General features: G+C 49.8%; 17 protein-coding genes, 12 tRNA genes, 1 rRNA gene and 1 pseudogene. 27 read left to right on the top strand and 4 right to left on the bottom strand.

Going from position 1 to position 22,982, the window contains the following annotated elements; translation table 11 throughout:
• From D3P07_RS22045 to D3P07_RS22000, 10 genes are all read left to right on the top strand, one after another.
• A 23S ribosomal RNA gene (locus D3P07_RS22045) occupies positions 1-164 on the top strand; the annotation flags it as partial.
• A 119-nt stretch (positions 165-283) separates the two neighbouring features.
• Positions 284-359: transfer RNA gene (locus D3P07_RS22040), tRNA-Asn, on the top strand.
• 4 nt (positions 360-363) lie between these two features.
• Positions 364-439, top strand: a tRNA-Thr gene (locus D3P07_RS22035).
• A 62-nt stretch (positions 440-501) separates the two neighbouring features.
• Positions 502-576: transfer RNA gene (locus D3P07_RS22030), tRNA-Glu, on the top strand.
• A 4-nt stretch (positions 577-580) separates the two neighbouring features.
• Positions 581-656, top strand: a tRNA-Val gene (locus tag D3P07_RS22025).
• 11 nt (positions 657-667) lie between these two features.
• Positions 668-742: transfer RNA gene (locus D3P07_RS22020), tRNA-Gln, on the top strand.
• 9 nt (positions 743-751) lie between these two features.
• A tRNA-Lys gene (locus D3P07_RS22015) sits at positions 752-827 on the top strand.
• A 24-nt stretch (positions 828-851) separates the two neighbouring features.
• Positions 852-934 (top strand) — tRNA-Leu (locus D3P07_RS22010).
• A gap of 348 nt (positions 935-1,282) precedes the next feature.
• Positions 1,283-2,629 carry a hemolysin family protein gene (locus D3P07_RS22005; protein ID WP_119802410.1) on the top strand — a complete coding sequence of 449 codons (1,347 nt, stop codon included), beginning with the start codon at positions 1,283-1,285 and terminating at the stop codon, positions 2,627-2,629.
• A gap of 132 nt (positions 2,630-2,761) precedes the next feature.
• Positions 2,762-2,844: transfer RNA gene (locus tag D3P07_RS22000), tRNA-Leu, on the top strand.
• A 53-nt stretch (positions 2,845-2,897) separates the two neighbouring features.
• Here the strand turns inward: D3P07_RS22000 and D3P07_RS21995 are convergent.
• Positions 2,898-3,293: a DUF2203 domain-containing protein gene (locus D3P07_RS21995; protein WP_119802409.1), complete on the bottom strand. Its 396-nt coding sequence runs from the start codon at positions 3,291-3,293 to the stop codon at positions 2,898-2,900.
• 225 nt (positions 3,294-3,518) lie between these two features.
• Between D3P07_RS21995 and D3P07_RS21990 the strand changes: the two genes are divergently transcribed.
• From D3P07_RS21990 to glmM, 12 genes are all read left to right on the top strand, one after another.
• Positions 3,519-4,376, top strand: a complete 858-nt coding sequence (locus tag D3P07_RS21990) for an ABC transporter ATP-binding protein (protein WP_119802408.1) — start codon at positions 3,519-3,521, stop codon at positions 4,374-4,376.
• Between the two features lie 200 nt (positions 4,377-4,576).
• Positions 4,577-4,651: transfer RNA gene (locus D3P07_RS21985), tRNA-Gly, on the top strand.
• Between the two features lie 9 nt (positions 4,652-4,660).
• Positions 4,661-4,737: transfer RNA gene (locus D3P07_RS21980), tRNA-Arg, on the top strand.
• Between the two features lie 27 nt (positions 4,738-4,764).
• Positions 4,765-4,841 (top strand) — tRNA-Pro (locus D3P07_RS21975).
• Positions 4,842-4,853: 12 nt separating this feature from the next.
• Positions 4,854-4,927: transfer RNA gene (locus D3P07_RS21970), tRNA-Gly, on the top strand.
• A gap of 266 nt (positions 4,928-5,193) precedes the next feature.
• On the top strand, positions 5,194-7,998 hold the full coding sequence (gene ppc, locus D3P07_RS21965) for a phosphoenolpyruvate carboxylase (protein WP_119802407.1): 2,805 nt from the start codon (positions 5,194-5,196) through the stop codon (positions 7,996-7,998).
• A 173-nt stretch (positions 7,999-8,171) separates the two neighbouring features.
• A complete protein-coding gene (locus tag D3P07_RS21960) occupies positions 8,172-9,224 on the top strand; it encodes a S1C family serine protease (RefSeq protein WP_259391641.1) in 1,053 nt (350 codons plus the stop codon).
• 347 nt (positions 9,225-9,571) lie between these two features.
• On the top strand, positions 9,572-10,138 hold the full coding sequence (gene sigW, locus D3P07_RS21955) for an RNA polymerase sigma factor SigW (protein WP_119802405.1): 567 nt from the start codon (positions 9,572-9,574) through the stop codon (positions 10,136-10,138).
• A 185-nt stretch (positions 10,139-10,323) separates the two neighbouring features.
• On the top strand, positions 10,324-10,965 hold the full coding sequence (locus D3P07_RS21950; protein WP_119802421.1) for a zf-HC2 domain-containing protein: 642 nt from the start codon (positions 10,324-10,326) through the stop codon (positions 10,963-10,965).
• 173 nt (positions 10,966-11,138) lie between these two features.
• Positions 11,139-11,972, top strand: coding sequence for a diadenylate cyclase CdaA (gene cdaA / locus D3P07_RS21945; protein WP_119802404.1), 834 nt, complete (start codon positions 11,139-11,141; stop codon positions 11,970-11,972).
• A gap of 1 nt (position 11,973) precedes the next feature.
• Positions 11,974-13,455, top strand: coding sequence for a CdaR family protein (locus tag D3P07_RS21940; RefSeq protein ID WP_182914456.1), 1,482 nt, complete (start codon positions 11,974-11,976; stop codon positions 13,453-13,455).
• 64 nt (positions 13,456-13,519) lie between these two features.
• Positions 13,520-14,860 carry a phosphoglucosamine mutase gene (gene glmM / locus D3P07_RS21935; protein ID WP_119802402.1) on the top strand — a complete coding sequence of 447 codons (1,341 nt, stop codon included), beginning with the start codon at positions 13,520-13,522 and terminating at the stop codon, positions 14,858-14,860.
• A gap of 138 nt (positions 14,861-14,998) precedes the next feature.
• Here glmM and D3P07_RS21930 read toward each other — a convergent pair whose 3' ends face one another.
• Positions 14,999-16,171 (bottom strand): NAD(P)/FAD-dependent oxidoreductase, encoded by a 1,173-nt coding sequence (locus tag D3P07_RS21930; protein WP_259391640.1) that lies wholly within the window; start codon positions 16,169-16,171, stop codon positions 14,999-15,001.
• A 448-nt stretch (positions 16,172-16,619) separates the two neighbouring features.
• Between D3P07_RS21930 and D3P07_RS26760 the strand changes: the two genes are divergently transcribed.
• The gene (locus tag D3P07_RS26760; RefSeq protein WP_147384557.1) at positions 16,620-16,904 is read left to right on the top strand and encodes a hypothetical protein; all 285 of its coding nucleotides are present in this window, start codon (positions 16,620-16,622) and stop codon (positions 16,902-16,904) included.
• 293 nt (positions 16,905-17,197) lie between these two features.
• Entirely contained in the window at positions 17,198-19,030 is a 1,833-nt protein-coding gene (gene glmS, locus D3P07_RS21925; RefSeq protein WP_119802400.1) for a glutamine--fructose-6-phosphate transaminase (isomerizing), read from the top strand.
• 219 nt (positions 19,031-19,249) lie between these two features.
• Here glmS and D3P07_RS21920 read toward each other — a convergent pair whose 3' ends face one another.
• Positions 19,250-19,699 carry a DUF1569 domain-containing protein gene (locus tag D3P07_RS21920; RefSeq protein ID WP_119802399.1) on the bottom strand — a complete coding sequence of 150 codons (450 nt, stop codon included), beginning with the start codon at positions 19,697-19,699 and terminating at the stop codon, positions 19,250-19,252.
• A gap of 815 nt (positions 19,700-20,514) precedes the next feature.
• Here D3P07_RS21920 and D3P07_RS21915 point away from each other — a divergent pair.
• Complete coding sequence (locus D3P07_RS21915) at positions 20,515-21,045, top strand: dihydrofolate reductase family protein (protein ID WP_119802398.1); 531 nt, start codon at positions 20,515-20,517, stop codon at positions 21,043-21,045.
• A 111-nt stretch (positions 21,046-21,156) separates the two neighbouring features.
• Here D3P07_RS21915 and D3P07_RS21910 read toward each other — a convergent pair.
• Positions 21,157-21,698, bottom strand: a pseudogene (locus tag D3P07_RS21910) (chloramphenicol phosphotransferase CPT family protein).
• Between the two features lie 258 nt (positions 21,699-21,956).
• Here D3P07_RS21910 and D3P07_RS21905 point away from each other — a divergent pair.
• Positions 21,957-22,493 carry a P-loop nucleotide/nucleoside kinase family protein gene (locus tag D3P07_RS21905; RefSeq protein WP_310732566.1) on the top strand — a complete coding sequence of 179 codons (537 nt, stop codon included), beginning with the start codon at positions 21,957-21,959 and terminating at the stop codon, positions 22,491-22,493.
• A gap of 163 nt (positions 22,494-22,656) precedes the next feature.
• Positions 22,657-22,938: an ArsR/SmtB family transcription factor gene (locus D3P07_RS21900; RefSeq protein ID WP_119802397.1), complete on the top strand. Its 282-nt coding sequence runs from the start codon at positions 22,657-22,659 to the stop codon at positions 22,936-22,938.
• Positions 22,939-22,982: the final 44 nt, after the last annotated feature.

The raw sequence follows: 22,982 nt of genomic DNA, 5'->3' as shown, positions 1-22,982 counted from the left end.
TACGGACGGGATAAGCGCTGAAAGCATCTAAGCGTGAAGCCCCCCTCAAGATGAGATTTCCCAATTAGTAAGACCCCTTGAAGACGACGAGGTTGATAGGTTCGGGGTGGAAGCACAGCAATGTGTGTAGCTGACGAATACTAATCGGTCGAGGGCTTATCCTACTGCTAAGGATGATTCAACAGTTACTTTCGTATCCAGTTTTCAAGGTGCAAAACACTTTGATGTCTTGTCTTAAAGCAATTGAAGCTCTTGGACACATTTTTACATAAATGTGCAATGTTCCCTGATAGCTCAGTTGGTAGAGCACTCGACTGTTAATCGAGTTGTCACAGGTTCGAGTCCTGTTCGGGGAGCCATCATGCTCTCATAGCTCAGTAGGTAGAGTGCATCCATGGTAAGGATGAGGTCACCGGTTCGATCCCGGTTGAGAGCTCCATATCTTCTTTGAGGATATCCGTCATCATGCAGAGGACAAGCGATAGGTAGAATTTATATTTAGGCCCGTTGGTCAAGGGGTTAAGACACCTCCCTTTCACGGAGGTAACAGGGGTTCGAATCCCCTACGGGTCACCATCATGGAGGATTAGCTCAGCTGGGAGAGCATCTGCCTTACAAGCAGAGGGTCGGCGGTTCGATCCCGTCATCCTCCACCATACCGTAATGCTGGGGATTAGCCAAGCGGTAAGGCAACGGACTTTGACTCCGTCATTCTCAGGTTCGATCCCTGAATCCCCAGCCATTTTATTAAGAGCCATTAGCTCAGTTGGTAGAGCACCTGACTTTTAATCAGGGTGTCGTAGGTTCGAGTCCTACATGGCTCACCAGTTTATTTACCCGGCAAGACCCATGCGCGTATGGCGGAATTGGCAGACGCACTAGACTTAGGATCTAGCGGGCGACCGTGGGGGTTCAAGTCCCTCTACGCGCACCATACATGAGAAAACCCTTCGAGTAGAAGGGTTTTTTGCTGTTTGAATATGCGTATGCGTGAGTGACTTAACCGTAAGAAGGGGTGGTGTTAGCGTGTACCAGCCATATGAATTAGGCCTAATGAGAATCAACGGCGGCTGTATAATAAGTTTGAGTCGGATGTAGACGGGGTATACAGCTATATAGGCGTGAAGGGCAAGACTGCGAGAATTAACCGCTTTGAATATTAGCATAATAAAGCAGTGGAGATGTCTGAAAATTATTGAAACGTGAAGTTCAGATCGACGTATAGCTATAGGGTAAGTATTTTAAAATACACGGAGGTGAATCCCTCAGCTGAGGGAACCAGTTGGACGTAGCCATAGTCATCAATTTGTTACTGGTATTATTATTAATTGTGTTAACTGCATTTTTTGTCGGATCGGAATTTGCCGTCGTTAAGGTCAGAATGTCTCGTATCGATCAGTTGATTGCAGAAGGCAATAAGACAGCGCTCGCAGCGAAGAAGCTGGTATCGAACCTGGATTACTACTTGTCGGCCTGTCAGCTCGGTATTACCGTCACAGCGCTGGGACTTGGTGCGCTAGGTGAACCGACGATTGAGAAGCTGCTGCATCCGCTATTCCATGATTGGGGCGTGTCGGACGCTTGGGCAACACCGATCTCTTATGCATTAGCCTTGTCGTTAATGACATTCCTGCACGTTGTTTTTGGCGAACTTGCGCCTAAGACATTGGCAATCCAGTATGCAGAACGGATGACACTATTACTTGCCAGACCGCTCGTCTTGTTCGGTAAGGTCCTGTTTCCATTGATTTGGTTGCTTAATGGATCTGCGCGTGTATTTCTCCGCATCTTCGGCGTACAGCCTGCCGGTCACGAACAGGCCCACTCCGAGGAAGAGTTGAAGATCATTATGACGCAAAGCTTCCAAAGCGGTGAAATTAATCAGACAGAGCTTTCGTATATGCAAAACATCTTTGCCTTCGACCAACGCGTGGCGAAAGATGTTATGGTACCTCGACTGCAAGTCGTTGCCATTGACGAGAAGATGAGCAATGATGAAATATTGAGCATTATTGACGAGAATCGATATACGCGCTACCCTGTTACGCAGGATGGCGATAAGGATAAAATTATCGGTTTCCTGAATGCGAAGGAACTGGTTACTAACCTGGTGTTGAATCGTCCAACGCCTCTGAAAGAACTGATTCATGATATGGAAGCGATCCATGAGACCGCGCCTTTGCAAGATGTTCTGCTGAAGATGCAGAAGCAGGGCGTTCATATTTCCCTGATTATTGATGAATACGGCGGTACGGCCGGTATCATCACAATGGAGGATATATTGGAGGAGATCGTTGGTGAGATCCGCGATGAATTCGATGCGGATGAGAAGCCCGATATCATGAAGGTTTCCGAGAATGAGTATGTGTTCAGCGGCAGGGTGCTGCTAGGTGATATTGAGGAGCAATTCGGGATCAAATTCGACAACGATTATAATGTCGACACAATCGGCGGTTGGCTTCAAGTCCAATTAATTTCATTAGATGATGAACCTGTGCCGATCTATCATGGCAAGAATCAATGGACTATTATCGAGATGGACAACCATCAGATTTTGCAGGCTTCCCTTGTATTGAATGCAAGATCGGATGCGGCTGTGGAAGAGGATGAAGAGGCTAAACGCGATTAATATCGATAATCATAGGAATGCTAACGAATAACGGACATGCCCGGCTTTCACTACGAAGGCCGGGCTTTTTTGAACGAAACGGGTTGCAATCTGACGGGAAATGGTGTATGATCTAATTCTAGAGTTACCCACGCGCGTATGGCGGAATTGGCAGACGCACTAGACTTAGGATCTAGCGGGCGACCGTGGGGGTTCAAGTCCCTCTACGCGCACCATACATGAGAAGACCCTTCGAGCAGAAGGGTCTTTTGTTTGTTATGCGAGAGTTTCACGCCTCCGGATGAGGTTTTCTTCCCATAAATCCTTCCGTCCAGCCGTGGTAATGCGTAATATGCGGCTCACCCTCCTGCCAGCAGAGCAGAACCTCCTCGCCGTCTAGAATAGCCGGAAAGTCGAGCAGACCGGGATGGATCATTTTGAGAAGCACACCCTTGCGTGAAAAGTTCTCCATATATAAGTTCAGCTCTACTTGCATGAAATCCAGTCTGCTCTCCAATTCAAACAAGGCATCGCCCTGACCTTCCTGATAGATGGCTTTGACCTTGCGGTAGGCAGTGTAGTGATCCTCCAGTTCCTCAGCCATGCGTTGAAGCTGCCGAAGCTCTTGCTTGATGGTTGGAAGCAGAGCATTGGCTTCCTCAAGCGTATATCGTTTGTTCATCATGTTTATCCACTCCCTTGCTCACAGTGTACTAAATTCAATGACCTCTGATCAAATCTAGGAATCTACTTATTCACTCGATCGCTATATTTTTCCTCTTGGATGAAGGGTGGATGAAGAATGCCATTGACAATTGGTCTGAGAACGATTATCATTAATATTATTGATAATCGTTATCACTGTATTGGTGCATGTTAGCTCAGTGATGGCGGAAGGAGCGTGCATGGCATGATTCGGTTAACAACATCAGGACTTGATATTTCGTATGAGGAACGTAAAATCGTTCAGAATTTAAATATTTCCATTCCCCAAGGGAAAATTACAGCGCTTGTTGGCGCTAACGGCTCGGGGAAATCAACGATACTTAAAACAATGGCGCGTATTATGAATCCTTCCAAGGGCAGCGTGCTATTGGACGGCAAATCCATCCATAAGCAATCGACGAAGGAAGTGGCGAAGCAGCTGGCCATCTTGCCTCAGAATCCTACGGCTCCAGACGGCCTGACGGTGTCTGAGCTGGTAGCTTACGGACGTTTTCCGTACCAGAAGGGCTTTGGCTCGCTAAGCAAAGAAGACCGCGCAATCGTGAAGTGGGCGGTTGAAGCTACCGGAATGGCTGACTTTGCAGATCGTCCGGTTGACCAGTTGTCCGGCGGTCAGCGCCAGCGTGCATGGATAGCGATGGCTCTGGCGCAGGAGACCGATATTCTGTTCCTGGATGAGCCTACGACATTCCTCGATATGGCGCATCAGCTCGAGGTTCTGCATTTGCTCCAGAAGCTTAACGAGATGAACAATCGGACAATCGTGATGGTTGTCCATGATTTGAACCATGCGGCCCGTTATGCCCATCATATGATCGCGATTAAGTCCGGGGTAGTAAAAGGCGAGGGATCTCCTGTGGAGGTTATTACGCCTGAAATTATGCGCGAGGTATTCAATATCGAGGCAGATATTGTACCGGACCCGCGCACAGGACTTCCGCTATGTCTTCCGTTCGCCCTGGCTGCACCGCCGGTGGCTGAGCGTGTCATGAAGCAAGAGAGCCGTGAACAACGAGAAGAGCTTACGGCTGCAGGCGCTTAAGGCTAATCTGATATCGGGACGGCAGTCTGCATATCAGTAGGTATTATGGGATGATAAAGCCGCATTTCTCAAGGGGGATGCGGCTTTGTTCTAAAGAACAACTTTTTTTTGAAAAAGGAGTTGCATTTCACTCCGGAAGATGATATATTATTACTTGTCGCCGCGACGGTAATTGATGAAAGCGACGATATAAACAATGTGCGGAAGTGGCTCAGCGGTAGAGCATCGCCTTGCCAAGGCGAGGGTCGCGGGTTCGATTCCCGTCTTCCGCTCCATAAGTTTTTGCGGCCTTAGCTCAGCTGGATAGAGCGTTTGACTACGAATCAAAAGGTCAGGAGTTCGAATCTCTTAGGCCGCGCCATCCTTACTTTAGAATGAATCAATACTTCGGGACGTAGCTCAGCTTGGTAGAGCACCTGGTTTGGGACCAGGGGGTCGCATGTTCAAATCGTGTCGTCCCGACCATCATTCTTATTTGCGGGTGTAGTTCAATGGTAGAACTTTAGCCTTCCAAGCTAATAGCGTGGGTTCGATTCCCATCACCCGCTCCAGTAATCACAACCGACTCCCTCTGCGATGCAGGGGGATTTTTTTATACTATAGCGCTTTTCTGTGGTAAATCATGAAAGTCGTCAGAATAAGGCGACAGATTACGCTGCGGGACTTCAACGGCGTGTCGTTTTGTAGTATGATAGTAGAAGTGATTACGCCAATAAAGTGAGAGTAACCTTACGAAGAGTTGAAATAGGCATGTGCGTATGGATTGAGCGGATGCTTTCAAAGTGGGTTTGCTGCACAGATTTGTAGGAGGAACGGTATGTCGGAACAATCTGTATCATCAACAGCGGCTAGTCGAACACAAACGAACAATTTGCTCAGACGAGATGTACGTTTCCTGGGCAACATTCTCGGCGAGGTTCTCGTTCATCAAGGCGGACGTGAACTGCTTGAGATCGTTGAGCAAATTCGGGAACAAAGCAAAGCGCTTCGTGCAGAATTTGTGCCGGAGCTGTTCGAGCAATTCAAGTCCACGGTATCTTCCCTAAGTCCGGAAATTCGGCATCAGGTCATTCGCGCTTTCGCGATTTACTTCCAACTGGTTAACATTGCCGAACAGAACCATCGTATTAGAAGAAAGCGTGACTATGAAGTATCTGCGGGTGAGAGTGTGCAGCGCGGCTCCATCGAGAGCGCGATTCAGGATCTGAAGGAGCGCCAGATTGGCGTAGAAGATGTGAGTGACATTCTGAGCGGCATCTCTCTGGAGCTGGTTATGACGGCGCATCCGACGGAAGCGACACGACGCGCGGTGCTGGATATTCATAAGCGCATTGCAGAGGACGTTATGCAATTGGACAATCCAACGCTGACGTTCCGCGAGCGCGAGAAGCTGAAGGAGAAGCTGCTTAACGAGGTTCTGACCCTGTGGCAGACTGACGAGCTCCGCGACCGCAAGCCTACCGTTATTGACGAAGTGCGCAATGGCTTGTACTACTTTGACGAGACGCTCTTCGAGGTGCTTCCAAGCGTATACGAAGAGCTGGAGCGCTGCCTGAGCAAGTATTATCCGGAGGATCGCTGGCATGTGCCTGACTTCCTTCGCTTCGGCTCTTGGATCGGCGGAGACCGTGACGGCAATCCGTCCGTTACGGCTAAGGTAACGTGGGAGACGCTGCAGCTGCACCGTCAGCTCGCGATCCGCAAGTACGAAGAGAAGCTGAACGGCCTGATGGAACTGCTGAGCTTCAGCACGAACCTGGTGACGATCTCGGATGAATTGCAGCAATCGATCCAATCCGACCGAGAGCATGTCGAGCTGAAGTGTGTCGACCCTTGGCGTACGGCTACCGAGCCGTACCGCATCAAGATCGCCTTCATGCTGGAGAAGCTGGCTAATACGCGCGATGAGTCGCTCAAGGGCACTCCAATGCGCTACAACCATCCAAGTGAACTGCGCGAAGACTTGCTTGTGATCGACCGCAGCTTGCGTCATCATTATGCGGACTATGTAGCTGATACGGATCTGGCGAAGCTGGTTCGCCAAGTAGAACTATTCGGCTTCCACCTGATGGCACTGGATATTAGACAGCATAGCAATGAACATGAGAACGCCATGACGGAGATTCTGGCGAAGATGCATATTGTGGAGGACTACTCTTCTCTCTCGGAAGAGGAGAAGACGAAGCTGCTTCACCAATTGCTGAACGATCCGCGACCGCTGACATCGAGCCATCTGGACTACTCCGAATCCACTCGCGAGTGTCTGGACGTGTATCAGACGGTATACCGGGCTCAGCAGGAGTTCGGCGAGAACTGCATTAGCAGTTATCTGATCAGTATGACGCAAGCTGCCAGCGACATGCTGGAGGTTATGGTATTCGCGAAGGAAGTTGGCTTGTTCCGCAAGGAAGCCGACGGTACGATCCGCTGCACACTGCAATCTGTGCCGCTCTTCGAGACGATCGACGATCTGCATGCCGCTCCTGGCATCATGAAGGAGCTGTTCGAGATTCCGGTCTACCGCAAGGCGGTCGAAGCAAGAGGCAACCTGCATGAGATCATGCTGGGCTACTCCGACAGCAACAAGGACGGCGGCGTAGTGACGGCGAACTGGGAGCTGCGCGTAGCGCTTAAGGAAATTACCGCTGCCGGCAAAGAGTACGACGTGAAGCTGAAGTTCTTCCATGGACGCGGCGGCGCTCTTGGACGCGGCGGCATGCCGCTGAACCGCAGTATTCTGGCGCAACCGCCTCATACGGTTGGCGGTGGCATCAAGATTACGGAGCAGGGCGAGGTATTGTCCTCCCGTTATTCGATGCAAGGAATCGCGTACCGAAGCCTGGAGCAAGCGACTTGGGCGTTGATCACTTCCGCTAGACTAGCGAAGTATCCGCAGCAGGAGCCTGCCGCCGAAGCCGAGTGGGACGCAATCTCCCGTTCGATCTCGGAGACGGCGCTGAAGAAGTATCAGGATCTGATCTTCCGCGATCCGGACTTCCTGACATTCTTCAAGGAGTCTACGCCATTGCCTGAGGTTGGCGAGTTGAACATTGGCTCGCGTCCTTCCAAGCGGAAGAACAGCGACCGGTTCGAGGATCTGCGTGCGATTCCATGGGTATTCGCATGGACGCAAAGCCGTTATTTGTTGCCGGCATGGTATGCAGCCGGTACGGCGCTCCAGCAATACGTTGGCGACGATGCAGAGAAGCTGGCTACACTGAAGACGATGTACGAGCAATTCCCGTTTTTCCGCTCGCTTATCGATAACTTGCAGATGGCGCTGGCGAAGGCTGACCTGGTCATCGCAAAGGAATATGCAAATATGATCAAGGAGCAAAGCATCCGTGATCGCATCTTCTCGCAAATCGAGGCCGAGTATGAGCTGACCTCCAACCTGATTCTAAGCATTACAGGTCAAGACGAGATTCTGGATAACGTTCCGGTTATCCAAGAGTCGATCCGTCTTCGCAATCCGTATGTCGATCCGCTTAGCTACATGCAAGTGCAGCTGCTGACGGAGCTTCGCGACCTGCGTGCCAACGATCAAGACGATCAAGAGCTGCTGCGTGAAGTGCTGCTTACCATCAATGGCATTGCAGCCGGCCTTCGCAATACGGGCTAATGCTTATATAGCAAGTTCCATACCGTCTCTCCCGGTTTCTGACACCGGGGAGGCGGTTTTTTTAATACACGCTCATATTTATGTAGCTTTTAGTCCCTCTTAAGATTGATTTAAGGTGCAACCCTCATGATAGACCTATGAAGCTCACCAGTTCATGAGGGAGGATGACGGATATGAACGAAGAGAACCACTACAACAAGCGGGCAAGCGATAATGATGCAGATGCGGGAAGGCAATTGGCTGCTCCTCAATTCGAAGCTTATTATAGGGAAGTGAATCAAGGCCGGTCTAGCCGGAAAAAGAAGAATGCGGCGCTCCCGCTATTCGCAGCGTTTCTGACGGGCGCACTTGTGATCGGCGGCTTCACGTATACCGCAGACCGGAACAACCTGTTCACGGGCGGTTTATTAGGAGAACCGGGGGCAACTGGCGTACAAGCGAACGGCGGGAATGGACAAGATGCGGGACTCACCACCGCGTCCGTCAATACAAAGGACGATATGGCAGCGATCTATGAGCAGGCAAGCCCTGCCGTCGTAAAGATTGAGAATTACGGCATGAATAAGCAACAGCAGGGCGGCATGAATATGGAGCCGTGGCTGGAGCAATTTTTCGGCGGACAAGGCTCACAGGACAGGAATGGCAGCACGACGCCCCCTCAGAATGAGCAAGGCTCGCAAGTGCTGAATGGATCGGGAACGGGCTTCTTCTTCGACAAGGAAGGGCTGATCTTAACCAATGAGCATGTCGTCTCCGGCGCATCGGAAGTGAAGGTTCAGGTGCAGGGCTACGACGAGCCGTTGACGGCCGAAGTGCTGGGGTCCAGCTATGATCTGGACTTGGCGGTACTGAAGGTTGTGCATCCGAGCGGCGGATCGTTCCCGGCCTTGAAGCTGGGTGACTCCAATGAGACGCGGATCGGTGACTGGGTGCTGGCAATCGGCAATCCATACGGATTTGACCATACGCTGACGATGGGTGTGCTAAGCGCAAAGGAGCGTCCGATCACAATTCAGGACGAGCAAGGAGAGCATACGTATGAACATTTGCTTCAGACGGACGCTTCGATTAATCCGGGCAACTCCGGCGGCCCGCTGCTGAATGCAAAGGGCGAGGTGATCGGCATGAACACAGCGGTGAACGCGCAGGCGCAGGGCATCGGCTTTGCCATTCCAACGACGACGATTACGGATGTGCTGGAGAAGCTGAAGACGAACACTCTGTAGGTGATGATAAGAGGACGCTGCATCAGCTGTTGGCTGATGAGTGGCCTCTTTTTTTCTTGATCGGCTTCCTGTATAGTTAGATATTCCCATTCCGATAATAGGAAGATGATTGCGTTCCCTTGTCAAATGCGATAATCCCGTCTAATGAGACTAATCGCTTACGTATTGGTCTTGCATTTTGGGTTCATGTCGATTACCATTTTTCTAGAAGGTTTCTTGTTGCATGTACCTTGTAAGTGGTTACCGATTGGAATAGATGATGCATAGGTGGTAGAGGTATCGTTCCAGGCGCCCGCGCTATATGGCGGTCGGGATGGGCGATCGTAACGTTTGGAGGAAATGACAAGGTGAACGTGTTGGAGAATAGGCTTGCGAGGCTCGCACTGAAAGGCGACCAGCAAGCGTTCGCTGAGCTTGTGGACCTATATCAGGACAAGCTCTATCATATGGCTTACCGTATGTTGAACAACAGACAAGAAGCGGAAGATGTTGTTCAGGATACCTTTTTGCGTGTCTATAAAAACCTGGAGCGGTTTGACGAGACGCTCAAGTTTTCGACATGGATTTATCGGATCGCCACGAATTTATGTATTGACCGTCTTCGCAAGCGGAAGCCTACCTATTCGCTGGATGCCGAATCGCAGGAGTATGACGGCTTGGATGGCTACTCCATGATTCCAAGCGATAACCGGACACCGGAGTCGGAGCTGATCTTGTCCGATACGCAGCGGATCATTCATCAGGCAATGGAGTCGCTGCCGCCGAAGTATAAATCCGTCATGATGCTGAGATACATACAGGACCTGTCGCTGCAGGAAGTGGGCGATATACTCGATATGCCGGTTACGACGATCAAAACCCGTGTCCATAGAGGCCGAGAATTTCTTCGCAAAAAGCTGGAGCATCGATTATAAGCTGAAGCCATTTTATTTTTTTGAAACATCCCTCTTTCTGATACGTATCCTATAACGAGATCATGCTTAGCTTGGGAAGAGTCAGGGGTAAGCAGAATCATTAGGCGTAAGCAGGTAATTAAACTTCCCGACCGAAGCGGGATGACATTCGCATAATCGAGCAATAGAAGAAAGGAATGGCTGCTATGGAATGCAAAGTCGCCATCGTCAAAATCCATGACTACTTGGACGGCGAGCTGCCACGTGAAGAAATAACCAAATTAAAAACGCATTTGAAGTCGTGTTCCGCTTGCAGCGAGCGGCTCGAACAGTTGGAGAAGGCCGATGCAGCGGCATTCGCTGCCTGGGAATCGGTCAAGCCGGCTTCGCAGCTGGACAGTGCCGCATCGGCTGATCTGAAGAATCGCATTATGTCGCAGTTGCCGAAGCCGAAGAGCACCGAGCGCAATCGTTTCATGCGCATCCTGTACCGTTATCCGGGCCTGACCGCCGCGGCTGTATTTTTGCTAGTCATGCTGGGCAGCTTGTTCTCCTCCTGGGATCAGGACGCCAAGATGGTCGTATCGGGCGAAGATCTGCAGCATGTCGTCATTAACGGCAATACGGTAATTGTGCCAGAGGGCGTGAAGGTGACGGGCAATCTGACGGTTGAGAATGGCCGGGTAGAAGTGCAGGGCTCCGTTGACGGCAACGTGACCGTGATCGACGGCTCCATGGTATTGGCTTCGACCGGACATATTGCGGGACAAAGCCGCACAATTGACCAGGCGTTGGACTGGTTCTGGTACAAGGTTACGTCCGCCTTCGGCGGTGTAATTCCTCATTGACAAGCATAGCGGCTTCCCTTTTGTACAAGGGAAGCTTTTTTTCTACAACTTTTTCGAAAAGATTTCTGAAAATAATTTTAAAATAAAGGATTTCCAATCCCCGATATAGAAAACAATAAAGTTGAAACGCGATTTTAGACATACTCACGTGGTCTGCAGTTGGGGGTTGGCGCATGAGCTACTTTACAGATTCGACATGGCAGGATTGGCTGAAGGATATTATCGATGTCGGCATCGTTAGCTATATTATTTATAAATTGATTTTGCTCGTTCGCGGTACGCGGGCGGTGCAGCTTCTGAAGGGCATATTCGTGCTTGTCGCGACATGGGCGATCAGTACGTGGTTCAATCTGTACACGCTGAAGTGGCTGATGAACCAGATGTTCACATGGGGGATTATTACCGTCGTCATTATCTTCCAACCGGAGCTGAGGCGCGCACTGGAGCAGCTTGGGCGCGGCAATCTGTTCTCCCGGACCTCTTCATTGGAGCGGAATGCGCTTAGCGAGCAATTGGAAGAGGTTATCCGCGCTGTGCAGCATATGGCGAAGCGGAAGATCGGAGCGCTGATCGTCTTCGAGCGGAAGACGGGGGTGACGGAGCTGATCGAATCCGGTGTTCCCTTGGAATCACGCATTACATCGGAGCTCCTCATGAACATTTTCACTCCGAATTCTCCGCTGCATGACGGAGCCGTCATTATTCGGGGCAGTCAGATTATGGCGGCGGGCTGTTATTTGCCGCTGTCGGAGAATCCTTTTATCAGCAAAGAGCTTGGTACGAGGCATCGCGCCGCCATCGGAGTCAGCGAGGTGAGCGATGCGCTGTCTGTTACCGTATCGGAGGAGACGGGACAAGTCTCACTCTCAATTAACGGCATGATTGTCCGGGATATCAACGAAGAATCGCTTATCTCCAAGCTGTTCGAAGAATTGACGACTAATGCGAACGGCAAGGACAAGGAGAAGCGCGGCTTCGCCGCGTTATGGAAGCGGAAGGGAGAATGACATGGATAAATGGCTAAGTCATCCTACTGCGCTGAAAATCATTTCTGTATTGTTAGGGATACTGTTGTTCGCAGTCGTACATATAGACCCGGAGACATCGCCTCAGTCGATAACCTCCAGCATCGATACGAAGATTATCGAGGCAGCTACGATCATTCCGATTGGCCTGGATGAGGAGAAGTACGTGCTCACCGCCATGGAACCGACTGTAGCCAGACTCGTAGTAGAAGGGAAGATATCCAACCTGCGCGCTGCGACAAACGCGGATTATGTCGTGAATGTCGACTTGTCCGGCGTGACGAAGCCGGGGCTTCAGGAGCTGCCGCTGACAATCAAGCTGCCACGGGGGATCAAGGAAGTGGAGCTGTCGCCTAGACGGGTCATGGTGCAGATTGAGGAGATCGTGACCAAGACCTTTGATGCTCAGGTAATGATAGATGGTGATCCGGCCGCAGGGTTTGTGCTGGGCGAGCCGGAGATTCAGTCGGAGGGCGGTCGCTCCGTCCAGGTGACGCTGCCAAGGGATGATATGGATAAGGTAGGCCTTGTGGCGGCGTCGCTGGATGTGTCCAATGCGGACAAAACCGTCGTGAACAAAAGAGCGAAGCTTGTCGTCTATGACAAGGAGGGCCAGGAAATCCCGAACGCAATTGTACAGCCTTCTACCCTTCATGTGGAGGTAAAGGTGACGCTGCCATTCAAGCAGGTTCCGCTGCAGGTGAGGTACACAGGAGAGCTCTCAGAGGGGATGAGTCTGGTAACCGTGAAGCCGAGTGTGGATTTCGTGACGGTCTATGCACCTCAAGAGGAACTGGATGCGATCTCGATCTATGACGGTGCGGTGCTTGACCTGACGAAAGTGAAGCAATCGGGTACGATTAAGGTGAAGGCGCCGCCGGTCGACCATATTCAAGCGGTCAATCCGGGAGAGATTGATCTGGATATTGTCGTAGAGGTGGCCACGACCCGGAAGCTGTCCAATGTGCCGATTACGATTACAGGAACGGAACCGGGCCTGACAGCCCAGATTATAACGCCTGCGAGCGGGACGTTGGATTTGGAGATTAGCGGTGCGGAGGCCGTGCTTGCTGAAATTGGTCTGGATGATGTCGCTATAGTTGCGAAGGTCGCCGGTCTTGAACCGGGGACGCATACGGTCGCACTGGAGCTTGAGCTTCCGCCATATGTACAGCCTGTTCTGGCGGATGGGCAATCGCTTAGCGTTACGATTGAGATTATGGATACGACTGCGTCGAATGGCGATGGAGATCCAGGGGATGTCGAGGTTGGCGGCACGCCGACCGATCCGCCTGAGGATGAACAGGAAGAAGGCGGAACCGGCAATAACGGAGCCGAGTCAGGCAATGCGAATGCTGCTTCTGGCGATTCGCATTCAGGGAATCAGCATGCCCTGGTTGACGCAAATCGTCGATCTCCGTCGAATTCTTTATTATCTTGGGAAAAAGAGGTCGCAACCATATAGCTGATTCATACGTTAATCGTAAGAAGGTTCGCAACAATATTGGGGATAGAGGGGAAACATTCAAATGGGGAAATATTTCGGAACGGACGGCGTGCGCGGCGTTGCCAACGCAGAGCTTACGCCTGAGCTGGCCTATAAGATCGGACGCTGCGGAGGCTACGTCCTGACTAGAACGGTGAATCAGCCGAAAGTTGTTATCGGCTTGGATACCCGTATCTCGGGTCCGATGCTGGAGGCGGCACTTATCGCCGGTTTGCTGTCGATTGGTGCTAGTGTTGTAAGGCTGGGCGTTGTATCTACGCCTGCAGTTGCTTATTTGACAAAGGAACTGGGTGCGGATGCCGGCGTCATGATCTCGGCTTCGCATAATCCCGTAGAAGATAACGGCATTAAATTTATTGCAGGCGACGGCTTCAAGCTGTCCGATGAGACGGAGCTGGAGATCGAGGCTCTGCTGGATGCGGAGAAGGACGAGCTTCCTCGTCCTGTCGGTGGAGACATCGGTACGGTAACCATCGATGAAGATGCGAAGCATCGTTATCTGGACTTCCTGAAGACAACAGTGAAGGGCGACTTCTCCGGTCTGAAAATCGTATTGGACTGCGCGAACGGATCTGCCTACGAGCTTGCTCCGGCTGTCTTCCGCGAGCTTGGCGCAGACGTGACCACGGTAGGCGCGGAGCCAGACGGCCGCAATATTAATGCAGGCGTCGGTTCGACACATCCGGAGTATTTGCGCGAGAAGGTGCTGGAGCTAGGCGCTGATCTTGGACTCAGCTTTGACGGTGATGCTGACCGCCTCATCGCCATTGACGAGAAGGGCGATGAAGTCGATGGCGATTACATCCTCTGCATTGTTGGCGACCGCTTGAAGCGGGAAGGCAAGCTGGCTCAGGATACGATCGTTACGACCGTTATGGCGAACATTGGCTTCTTCAAAGGCACAGAGAGTATTGGTCTTAAGACGGCGAAGACGGCGGTCGGCGACCGCTACGTCATGGAAGAGATGCGCCGCGGAGGCTACAATCTGGGCGGAGAGCAATCCGGACACGTGATCTTCCTGGACTACATTACGACAGGCGACGGTATTCTGACGGCTCTGCAGCTGGTGGAGACGGTTGCCGCTTCCGGCAAGAAGCTTGGCGAGCTGAAGGGTCTGATGCGCAAATTCCCGCAGCAGCTGGTGAACGTGCGAGTAGCCGACAAGAGTCTGTACAACGGCAACACCGCGATTGAAGAAGCGGTAAAGCAAGTGGAAACGGAGCTGGGCGACAATGGACGCGTACTCGTGCGTCCATCCGGTACGGAATCGCTCATTCGTGTTATGGCCGAAGGTCCGGATAAGAATCAGGTCGAAGCCTATGTGGACCAGATCGCTAATGTGGTGAAACGTGAACTAGGTTAAGCTTATTAAGTATTGAAGAGGACAGCAGAGTGAGGCGTTAGGCTTCGCTCGGCTGTCCTTTGTTGCTTTTCTTTGGGTATAGGGAGTATAGGAGCTTCTTAGGAAGGTATTATACTGCTGCTGCATTTGGAACTATGCTTAATGCAAATAAGCTTGTAGACCGCGGATATGGGTCAAGTACTTGGCTTTGCTGGCTTCCTTCATGAGGGAAGCGGGAAGCCCCTTGAGCGGCTTGTCGTTTTTGCCTAGAACGGCCACAGCGTCCTTCCGGCCCAGGCTTGCAAGCTTGCCGTAGATGACCGGCTTGAAGGGCTGAAGCGGCATGCCGTTCATAATGGCGTATAGGTTATAGCCGACCGCCTCTCCCATCTGCCAGGCAAGCTGGGCGGATGGCGGCAGCGGCAGCCCGTTATCCTGGTAGCAGATGGCGCTGTCACCCGCAACGAATACATCCTCGTGCGATTCGGATTGCAAGCAGGCATTGACGATGGCGCGACCGCGCAGCGTCTCTAGATTGGAGGCTGCTACAATGGGATTGCCTTGCACACCGCCGGTCCAGATCAAGGTATGGGTCGGAATGGACTGACCATCCTTCAGCAGGACGACAGGATAGTCATAGGCTGTTATCGGAACCCCGACGATAAGCTTGGCGCCGCGCCGTTCCAGACTGGACGTGGCTCTGGCTGCCAGCTCAGCAGGAAATCCCGGAAGAATAGAAGGGGAGGCCTCGATGCCGTACAACCGAATATCCTCGCGCTGAAGCTGATAGTCTTCGCACCACTTCGGCAGCATATCGGCAATCTCGCCGATCATCTCAATGCCGCTCAGACCTCCCCCTCCTACGACGATGGTTGCATCAGCCTGCTGGCGGGACTTCTTGAACCGCATCAAGGATTCTCTAATATGTGCGTTGATTCGGTTAGCCTCATGAATCGATTTCAATGGCAAGCTGTGCTTCTCAAGCCCCGGGATGTCGTAATAAGCCGTCTGGCTGCCCATCGCGATCACGAGATAATCATAGCTGTAGTCTCCCTCGCTGGTTCGAACCTCACGTTGCTCGGTGTCGATGACGGTGACTTCTTCGGTCACAAGCTGAACACGCTTGCCCTTCAGCAGCTTGGTCAGCGACAGAGCGACCGCTTGCTCCGGCAGATTGCCTGCCGCGAGCCGATGAAGCTCGGTGATCAGCTGATGACTCGAAGAGCGGTTGATCAGTGTGACGACAGCTTCATTGTCGTAGACAAATTTCCTTACCGTGAGCGCGCATAACAGCCCTGCGTATCCTCCGCCTAAAATGACAATTTGTTTCAAGCGATCATCTCCTTCATCGAATGGGGCCATACGGTTTAAGGTTGATTTGAGAAAAAAATCACAAATTCTGCGTTGTGATAGGAAAACACATTGAAGGATAACGGGTTTTGCATGGACCATCATTTCATTAACAGGATAGATTGAGAAAAAATTCACAGAGTGGAATCCATCTAACTTTAGAGATAGAGCTTTGGGACTTTTCTAGTAATGTGATTATTTTCACAACCTTATTCAATTCAAATATTATCACAGAAAAGACGAAATTGGCAATAGCTGTTATATAAATGGGCTCTGCGTCGATTGAGCTATGTTTTCAGAAAATGGTTGCGCGAGTTCCGTAAAATGAATATGATAGGTAGTATGATTCAAGAAGGAAAGCGAGGATAGAGGTTGTACGTGATTCACAAGCGCCAGAGCTTTGGTGATGGATGGGGGATGCGGCCCTGAGATGGAGCTGCGGAGTACCATTCATACTGAAGCTGACGAGGTGAGGGTGTTCGAATTATTCGGCGGGGACCTTCCGGTATATAGCAAGCCAACCGTAAGCCGTAACGCAAAGCGATCGGGCGACCGATTGTACAAACGTGCGGCAGGCTGCTGCAAATTTTGCTCCCATATGTCTGCGATGCCGCCTGTGGGGCTGGCTCGGGCAGGAGAGTTACACGTTTTTTCGAGAGGTTATAGTGGACGTTCAGGGAATGAAGGCACCGCGCTGACGGTGACCTCTCTTTGAGTTTGTACTTGATAAGTGCGTGTTCGAAAAGTCCGATTTCAGCACCGAAAGGATTGGATGAAGCTAGGAAATGAGGAGCGGAGCGTAGTGGAAGCTGCGTGAGCACCGGAAGTTCCGGATGATGCCATATTCGATGTACGAGTAGGCTTCCTGATCTGCTTCGTGATCAAATGCGGACTTGTTGAACAGCCTCTATAAGAATCAATAGGTGACAACTTCATAGCTGCCTTGGCTGCGCATAGGCAGGCATCCGTTGGACGGGAAATATACCGATAACGGAGGTCTATTAAATTATGTGTGGTATCGTAGGATATATTGGTAAACGCGGTTCTCAGGATATTTTGCTGGAAGGTTTGAAGAAGCTGGAGTATCGGGGGTACGACTCTGCCGGGATTGCCGTCTTCACATCGAACGGGCTCGAGATCAAGAAGTCGAAGGGGCGTCTGGCTGTACTGGAGGATAAGCTGAAGGGTGAGCCGCTGGAAGGCTCTGTCGGCATCGGGCATACACGCTGGGCGACGCACGGCAAGCCCTCGGACGTCAATTCCCATCCGCATACGGACAATTCCGCTAAGTTCTCGGTCGTGCATAACGGCATTGTCGAAAACTATCTGGACCTGAAGGATGAGTTGATTGCGAAAGGCCATGTATTCGTGTCGGAGACGGATACGGAGGTGATCTCGCATCTTGTCGCCGATGAATACGACGGCAATATTGTCGAAGCGGTGCAGCGCGCGGTAGCACGGATGCGCGGCGCGTTCGCGCTAGGCGTATTGACGGAATACGAGCCAGAGCGACTTGTTGCGGTGCGCTTCGCAAGCCCTCTAGTGATCGGAGTTGGCGAAGGCGAGAATTTTATCGGCTCGGATATTCCCGCAATATTGGAGCATACGCGGAATGTGTATATATTGAACGACGGCGAAATGGCCGTATTGACACGGAGTAGTGTCGAACTGATGACGACCGGCGGCGAAACTATTTCCAAGGAAATATTTCATGTCGACTGGGATATTGTGACAGCAGAGAAAGCCGGATTCGATCATTTCATGTTGAAGGAAATTCACGAACAACCGAAGGCATACCGCGACACGATGCGCGGCAGAATCTCGGATGATGGAAAGTCTGTCCAGTTAAAAGAGCTAACGATGTCGGAAGACTACATTCGCTCGATTAGCAAGGTGCATATTGTCGCCTGCGGCACCGCATATCATGCCGGACTTGTCGGCAAGTCGGTGATCGAGTCGCTTGCACGAATTCCGGTCGAGACGGATGTCGCTTCGGAATATCGCTATCGCTCGCCAATTATTACGCCGGATACGCTAGTCATTGTCGTCAGCCAATCGGGCGAGACAGCAGATACGCTTGCTGCACTGCGCGAAGCAAGAAGCAATGGCGCCAGAGTGCTGGCGATTACGAACGTTGTCGGCAGCTCAGTCGCCCGCGAGGCGGATGATGTCATCATCACCTGGGCAGGACCGGAGATTGCTGTCGCTTCGACCAAGGCGTACACGTCACAGTTGATCGCTTTCTACTTGTTCGGTCTGCATCTGGCTGGAGTATTGGGATCGCAGGAACGGGCGACGGTGGAAGAGCTTATTGCTGGACTGCATGCTTTGCCGGAGCAAGTGGAGCAGATTCTGGAGCAAGCACCGGTGCTGAAGCAGGTAGCGGAATCGATTTCCCATCACAGAAGCCTGTTCTTCATCGGCCGCGGCGTCGACTATGCAGTCGCACAGGAGGGCTCGCTCAAGCTGAAGGAGATCTCGTATATTCACTCCGAGGCGTACGCAGCCGGTGAGCTGAAGCATGGTACGCTTGCTCTTGTCGAAGAAGGCGTCCCTGTGATCGCGCTAGTCACGCAAGAAGCGCTATACGATAAGACACTTAGCAACATTAAGGAAGTGAAGGCGCGCGGCGCTCATGTGCTAGCCGTAGCAAATAGCGGCTACGAGCATGAGGTTGCGAAGTCCGTCGACGAGACCTTCGTTATCCCGCGGACACTTCCGCTGCTTACGCCAGCGCTTGCTGTCGTTCCTCTGCAATTGTTGTCCTATTACGCCTCCCTGGCGCTAGGCCATGACGTAGATAAGCCAAGGAATTTGGCGAAGAGCGTGACGGTGGAGTAGGTGGAAGGTAGTGGCAGCTGATGCTTGTCAGCCGAAAATAACACGCGGCATTTCGAATTCACATACCGTCAGACACCATAATATAAGTTTTAGACTGACCCTTTAAATCGAAACAGCGACAGCCAAGGACGAGAAAATAAAGTCCTGGACTGTCGCTGTCTTATTGAACTAGCTTAGTAAAGGTTGCTCTCTTGGTAGACCTTTATACTTCAGTTAATACTAAACACCAAACTGATTTAAGTGATGGTCTAGGTGCTTATATATTCCTTTTCCCCATTGCTCAGGGGTCAGACTTCCAAAAAAGGGATGTGGATGAGATGTACATTTTTCCGGGCCATTGTTCTGGAATTTTATAATTTTTTGTTTTAGTTTTTCTTTTTCTATTTCAAATTCTTTTTTTTCTACAATCAAAATTGTAGGAATAGTCGACATGTTTCGAGCAGGCGGCTTGTCATTAAAAAAAAGTGGTTTCACAAACGTTCCAATAAATACGCCTAACCAACCTCTTGGCGGAAAGGTATTTCCCATTGCTATGTCTTGGAACGCTGAGCAATGAGCTAGCATTTGGGCGACATCCATCTTACCCCATTGAGGGCGTGAATTTGGACTCAATATGTCTATTCGGTTTAAGATCTCCACAGCGTCCTTTTGATTAAAGATGTTTTTCATAATAGACTCCTTTTAATTTAATGGCTGAAGAATGTTATGGTTTGACAGTGACCAAGCTAATTTTACCTACCGCGCGTCTCTTCGTTAATACCAATATATTGCAATACGCTTTCATGTGTTGGAAAGTTCCGCTAAACTGCCCGTTAGCTTAATGAAGTATTGTCAGTCTAATACTCTATTTCCTCAGTCTACAACTTTATTTTCCGAGTCTAACACTTTATTCTTCAGTCTAGAACATAATTTTCTTCAAACAATGCTGTCCGGTGATAAAAAAGTCGTGAACCAGTAAAAGATGCCTTGAACCGATAACCACTATGATTAAGCATCTAGAAGGGAGCCCCGTGGAAAAAAATGGGCTCCCTTTAAATCTGTGAAGAAATAAATGTACATGTGGTTTTAAAAATCGGTGGTGAAGTTGTAGAGTGATATTGACTAAGAATCAAATCTATCCGCAAAGAGAATAATTTAAACCAAATTCAGTTTATTGGAATCTCTCAAGGGAACCTCATTGATCGAAAATGGGAAATAGTAATCCCTCTGCGAAACGCTTATCTCTATCTGAACACCAATATAACGTAAGTCTAAACCGGTTATTAACCGGTTTTGCTGCAGGAGATGGGATGATAATGAAGATGAGTTCGAGAAAAGGCTGATTGAAGCTTTTTTGAAATCCTGAAGATTATGAAAAGAACGTTAGCAATCTATGAGAAACTGGGCATGCTGTTGGATGATAAAATGTAGACATCAAGAAGCTGCATATGGAACGTGTAATCCTGATGATGAATGTGCGAGAAAACCAGGGAGGAGGCAGTTGCATGGCAAAGATCGTTTTCGCATTGAACCAGTCTTTGGACGGGTTCGTCGACCACATGGCATTTCAGCCCGACCCCGTGCTATTCCGTCATTTCATCGACGACGTGCGCGGCTTGGTGGGGAGCCTGTACGGGCGCCGCATGTACGAGACCATGCGGTATTGGGATGGAGACCATTCTGAATGGGATGCGCCGGAACGGGAATACGCAATGGCGTGGCAAAGCAAACCGAAGTGGGTGGTGTCGAGGACGTTAAAGTCCGTCGGTCCGAACGCTTCTCTGATCGAAGGCGATCTCTCAGCGGCCATACTGGGGCTGAAGGCTCAGCATGAAGGGGTGATTGAAGTTGCCGGTCCGGAGTTGGCGCAAAGTCTAACGGAGCTCGGTCTCGTTGATGAGTATCGACTCTATCTCCATCCAGTCGTGCTGGGTCACGGCAAGCCGTTCTTCGCCGGTCCGCGGCCGCCGCTTCGCCTCGTGGCAAGCGATCGAATTGGCGAGCAGGTGATCAGGTTGACCTACGTACCAGCTTAGTTTTGTGTCTGACTCAGCGGCCTAAAGGAGACGATAGTTTAATAGTACAGCGGCGGTCTATGACTGGATCAGTCTAGATACTTTTCCGATGTTATCTGATGGTTTCGCCTTCTATGAAACACTAACATTTCTTTTACTTAATTTCTTAAATACCGAGTAATCCTTATTGGACTTAATAAAGCTTAAGATCTTTTCGGCACATTCTTTTGGATTCAACTCTTCAGTATTTACTTCAAGGTCATATTCATGAAAGCCATATACTTTGTCGAACTGGGAACTTGCTAATCCAATCTGTCGATCTCCTCTTATTTGCTCTCTTCTTATGAGTTCTTCTTCCGAGCATATTACACTTATAAACAATGTAGGCTGATCAAAAAATACATCAAGACACTCATTAAACCTCTTGTCATTGTCGATTACCGTATCTGCGATTACATTCAACCCGATCAAAAATGATTTGTGCGATAACTTGATCATCTACTTCTCTTGTAGGTTTAAAATTCGGAAATTTTTTATCAATAAATTATTATTAAAAAAATCATCTATTGATAAATGATGAAAAGAATCTCTTTCTGATTCATCAGTTCAATAGAAATACTCGTCTTTCCTGAACTTGAAGTTCCATTCAACAACACAATAATTCCTTGCTTCAAACAAATCACTCTCACATATACGATTTGCATATACTCCATTTCCAATCACCTATTAAAGAATGTATGCGAGTAGTATGTAGTGCTTAAATAGGGGACTTATCTTAACCTAAGCACTAAGAAAATACTTCATTTTCTCCTGACTGTCCAAAGAAAATAAACTTCTAGACCAAAAACTAAAGTGATAGAACTGAGAAAATAAAGTTTTAGACACGAGGAAGCGCCGTTTCAATGAGTTGAAGATAAAAGGGGCGTAGCAATGTGTTGGGAGAAAAGGTTGTTATCGAAAGATTGGTGCAGCAGAAGCGTACGAGCGCAGCTCCCGTCATAGTGATGATGTGCGGCGTGGCAGGATCGGGCAAAACGACCTTCGCGCAAAAGCTGGAGAAAGAGGGATTCGTCCGGCTCTCGATAGATGAGGATATATGGATTACACATGGACGTTTTGGGGTTGATTATCCAGAGGGAAATTATGAGTCTTATCAAAAAGAATCGGAAATAAAGCTGCGGTTGGAACTGGGGAATCTAATCCAGGCCAGACACCATGTCGTTGTCGATTTTAGCTTTTGGCAGCGTCAAAGACGCAATGAATATAAACAACTGATCGAGCAGTATGGCGGCGTATGGGAACTAATTTACTTAAAGGTTCAGCCTGATGAATTACGTCAAAGGCTTCTCATCCGAAGAGAACGTTTTGATGCCAATGCGGCATTTCCGATCACCGAGGACATTCTAACCCAATATTTAAATGGTTTTGAAACTCCTTCTGAAGAAGGGGAAACGATAATAGAAGCGTAGAACATCTAACGGTATTGATCATTAATGGGGTTGAAGTATGGAGGGATGGATATAATGAAGGAATGAATCTCCTTTACTTTTGAACGGCATAGTGATATTATTTATTTCGACAGTTATATAACTGTAGAAATGATAAATGCTTTGGGAGGTGACAATAATCATAATGAAGGAAGCTCTAGATGATATGGGACAAGCGGTTAAAATATATAAAGCTCTGGGGGAGCCTACCCGACTGAAAATTGCTTTATTGCTCGCGAACGAAAGCAATTTATGCTTTACTGCCATCGGCGAAAAGCTTGAATCGGTAGCCGGTTCGACGCTGTCGCATCATCTAAAGCAATTGACGGACTCTGGCTTGATTGATTTTCGCAAGAGTGGATCGTATATTCATTATAGCGTCAATCGAGAAATAGCGGAAAAATTTGCGCCCTATTTGTTGGCGTAATTTTTTTACTCATGATTTCTATAGATTTAGAACTGTGGAATTAT

The organism is Paenibacillus sp. 1011MAR3C5, assembly GCF_003591485.1.
Lineage (GTDB): Bacteria > Bacillota > Bacilli > Paenibacillales > Paenibacillaceae > Pristimantibacillus.
Note: the sequence above shows the minus strand (reverse complement) of the source record. Positions and strands in the feature narration are given on the sequence as shown.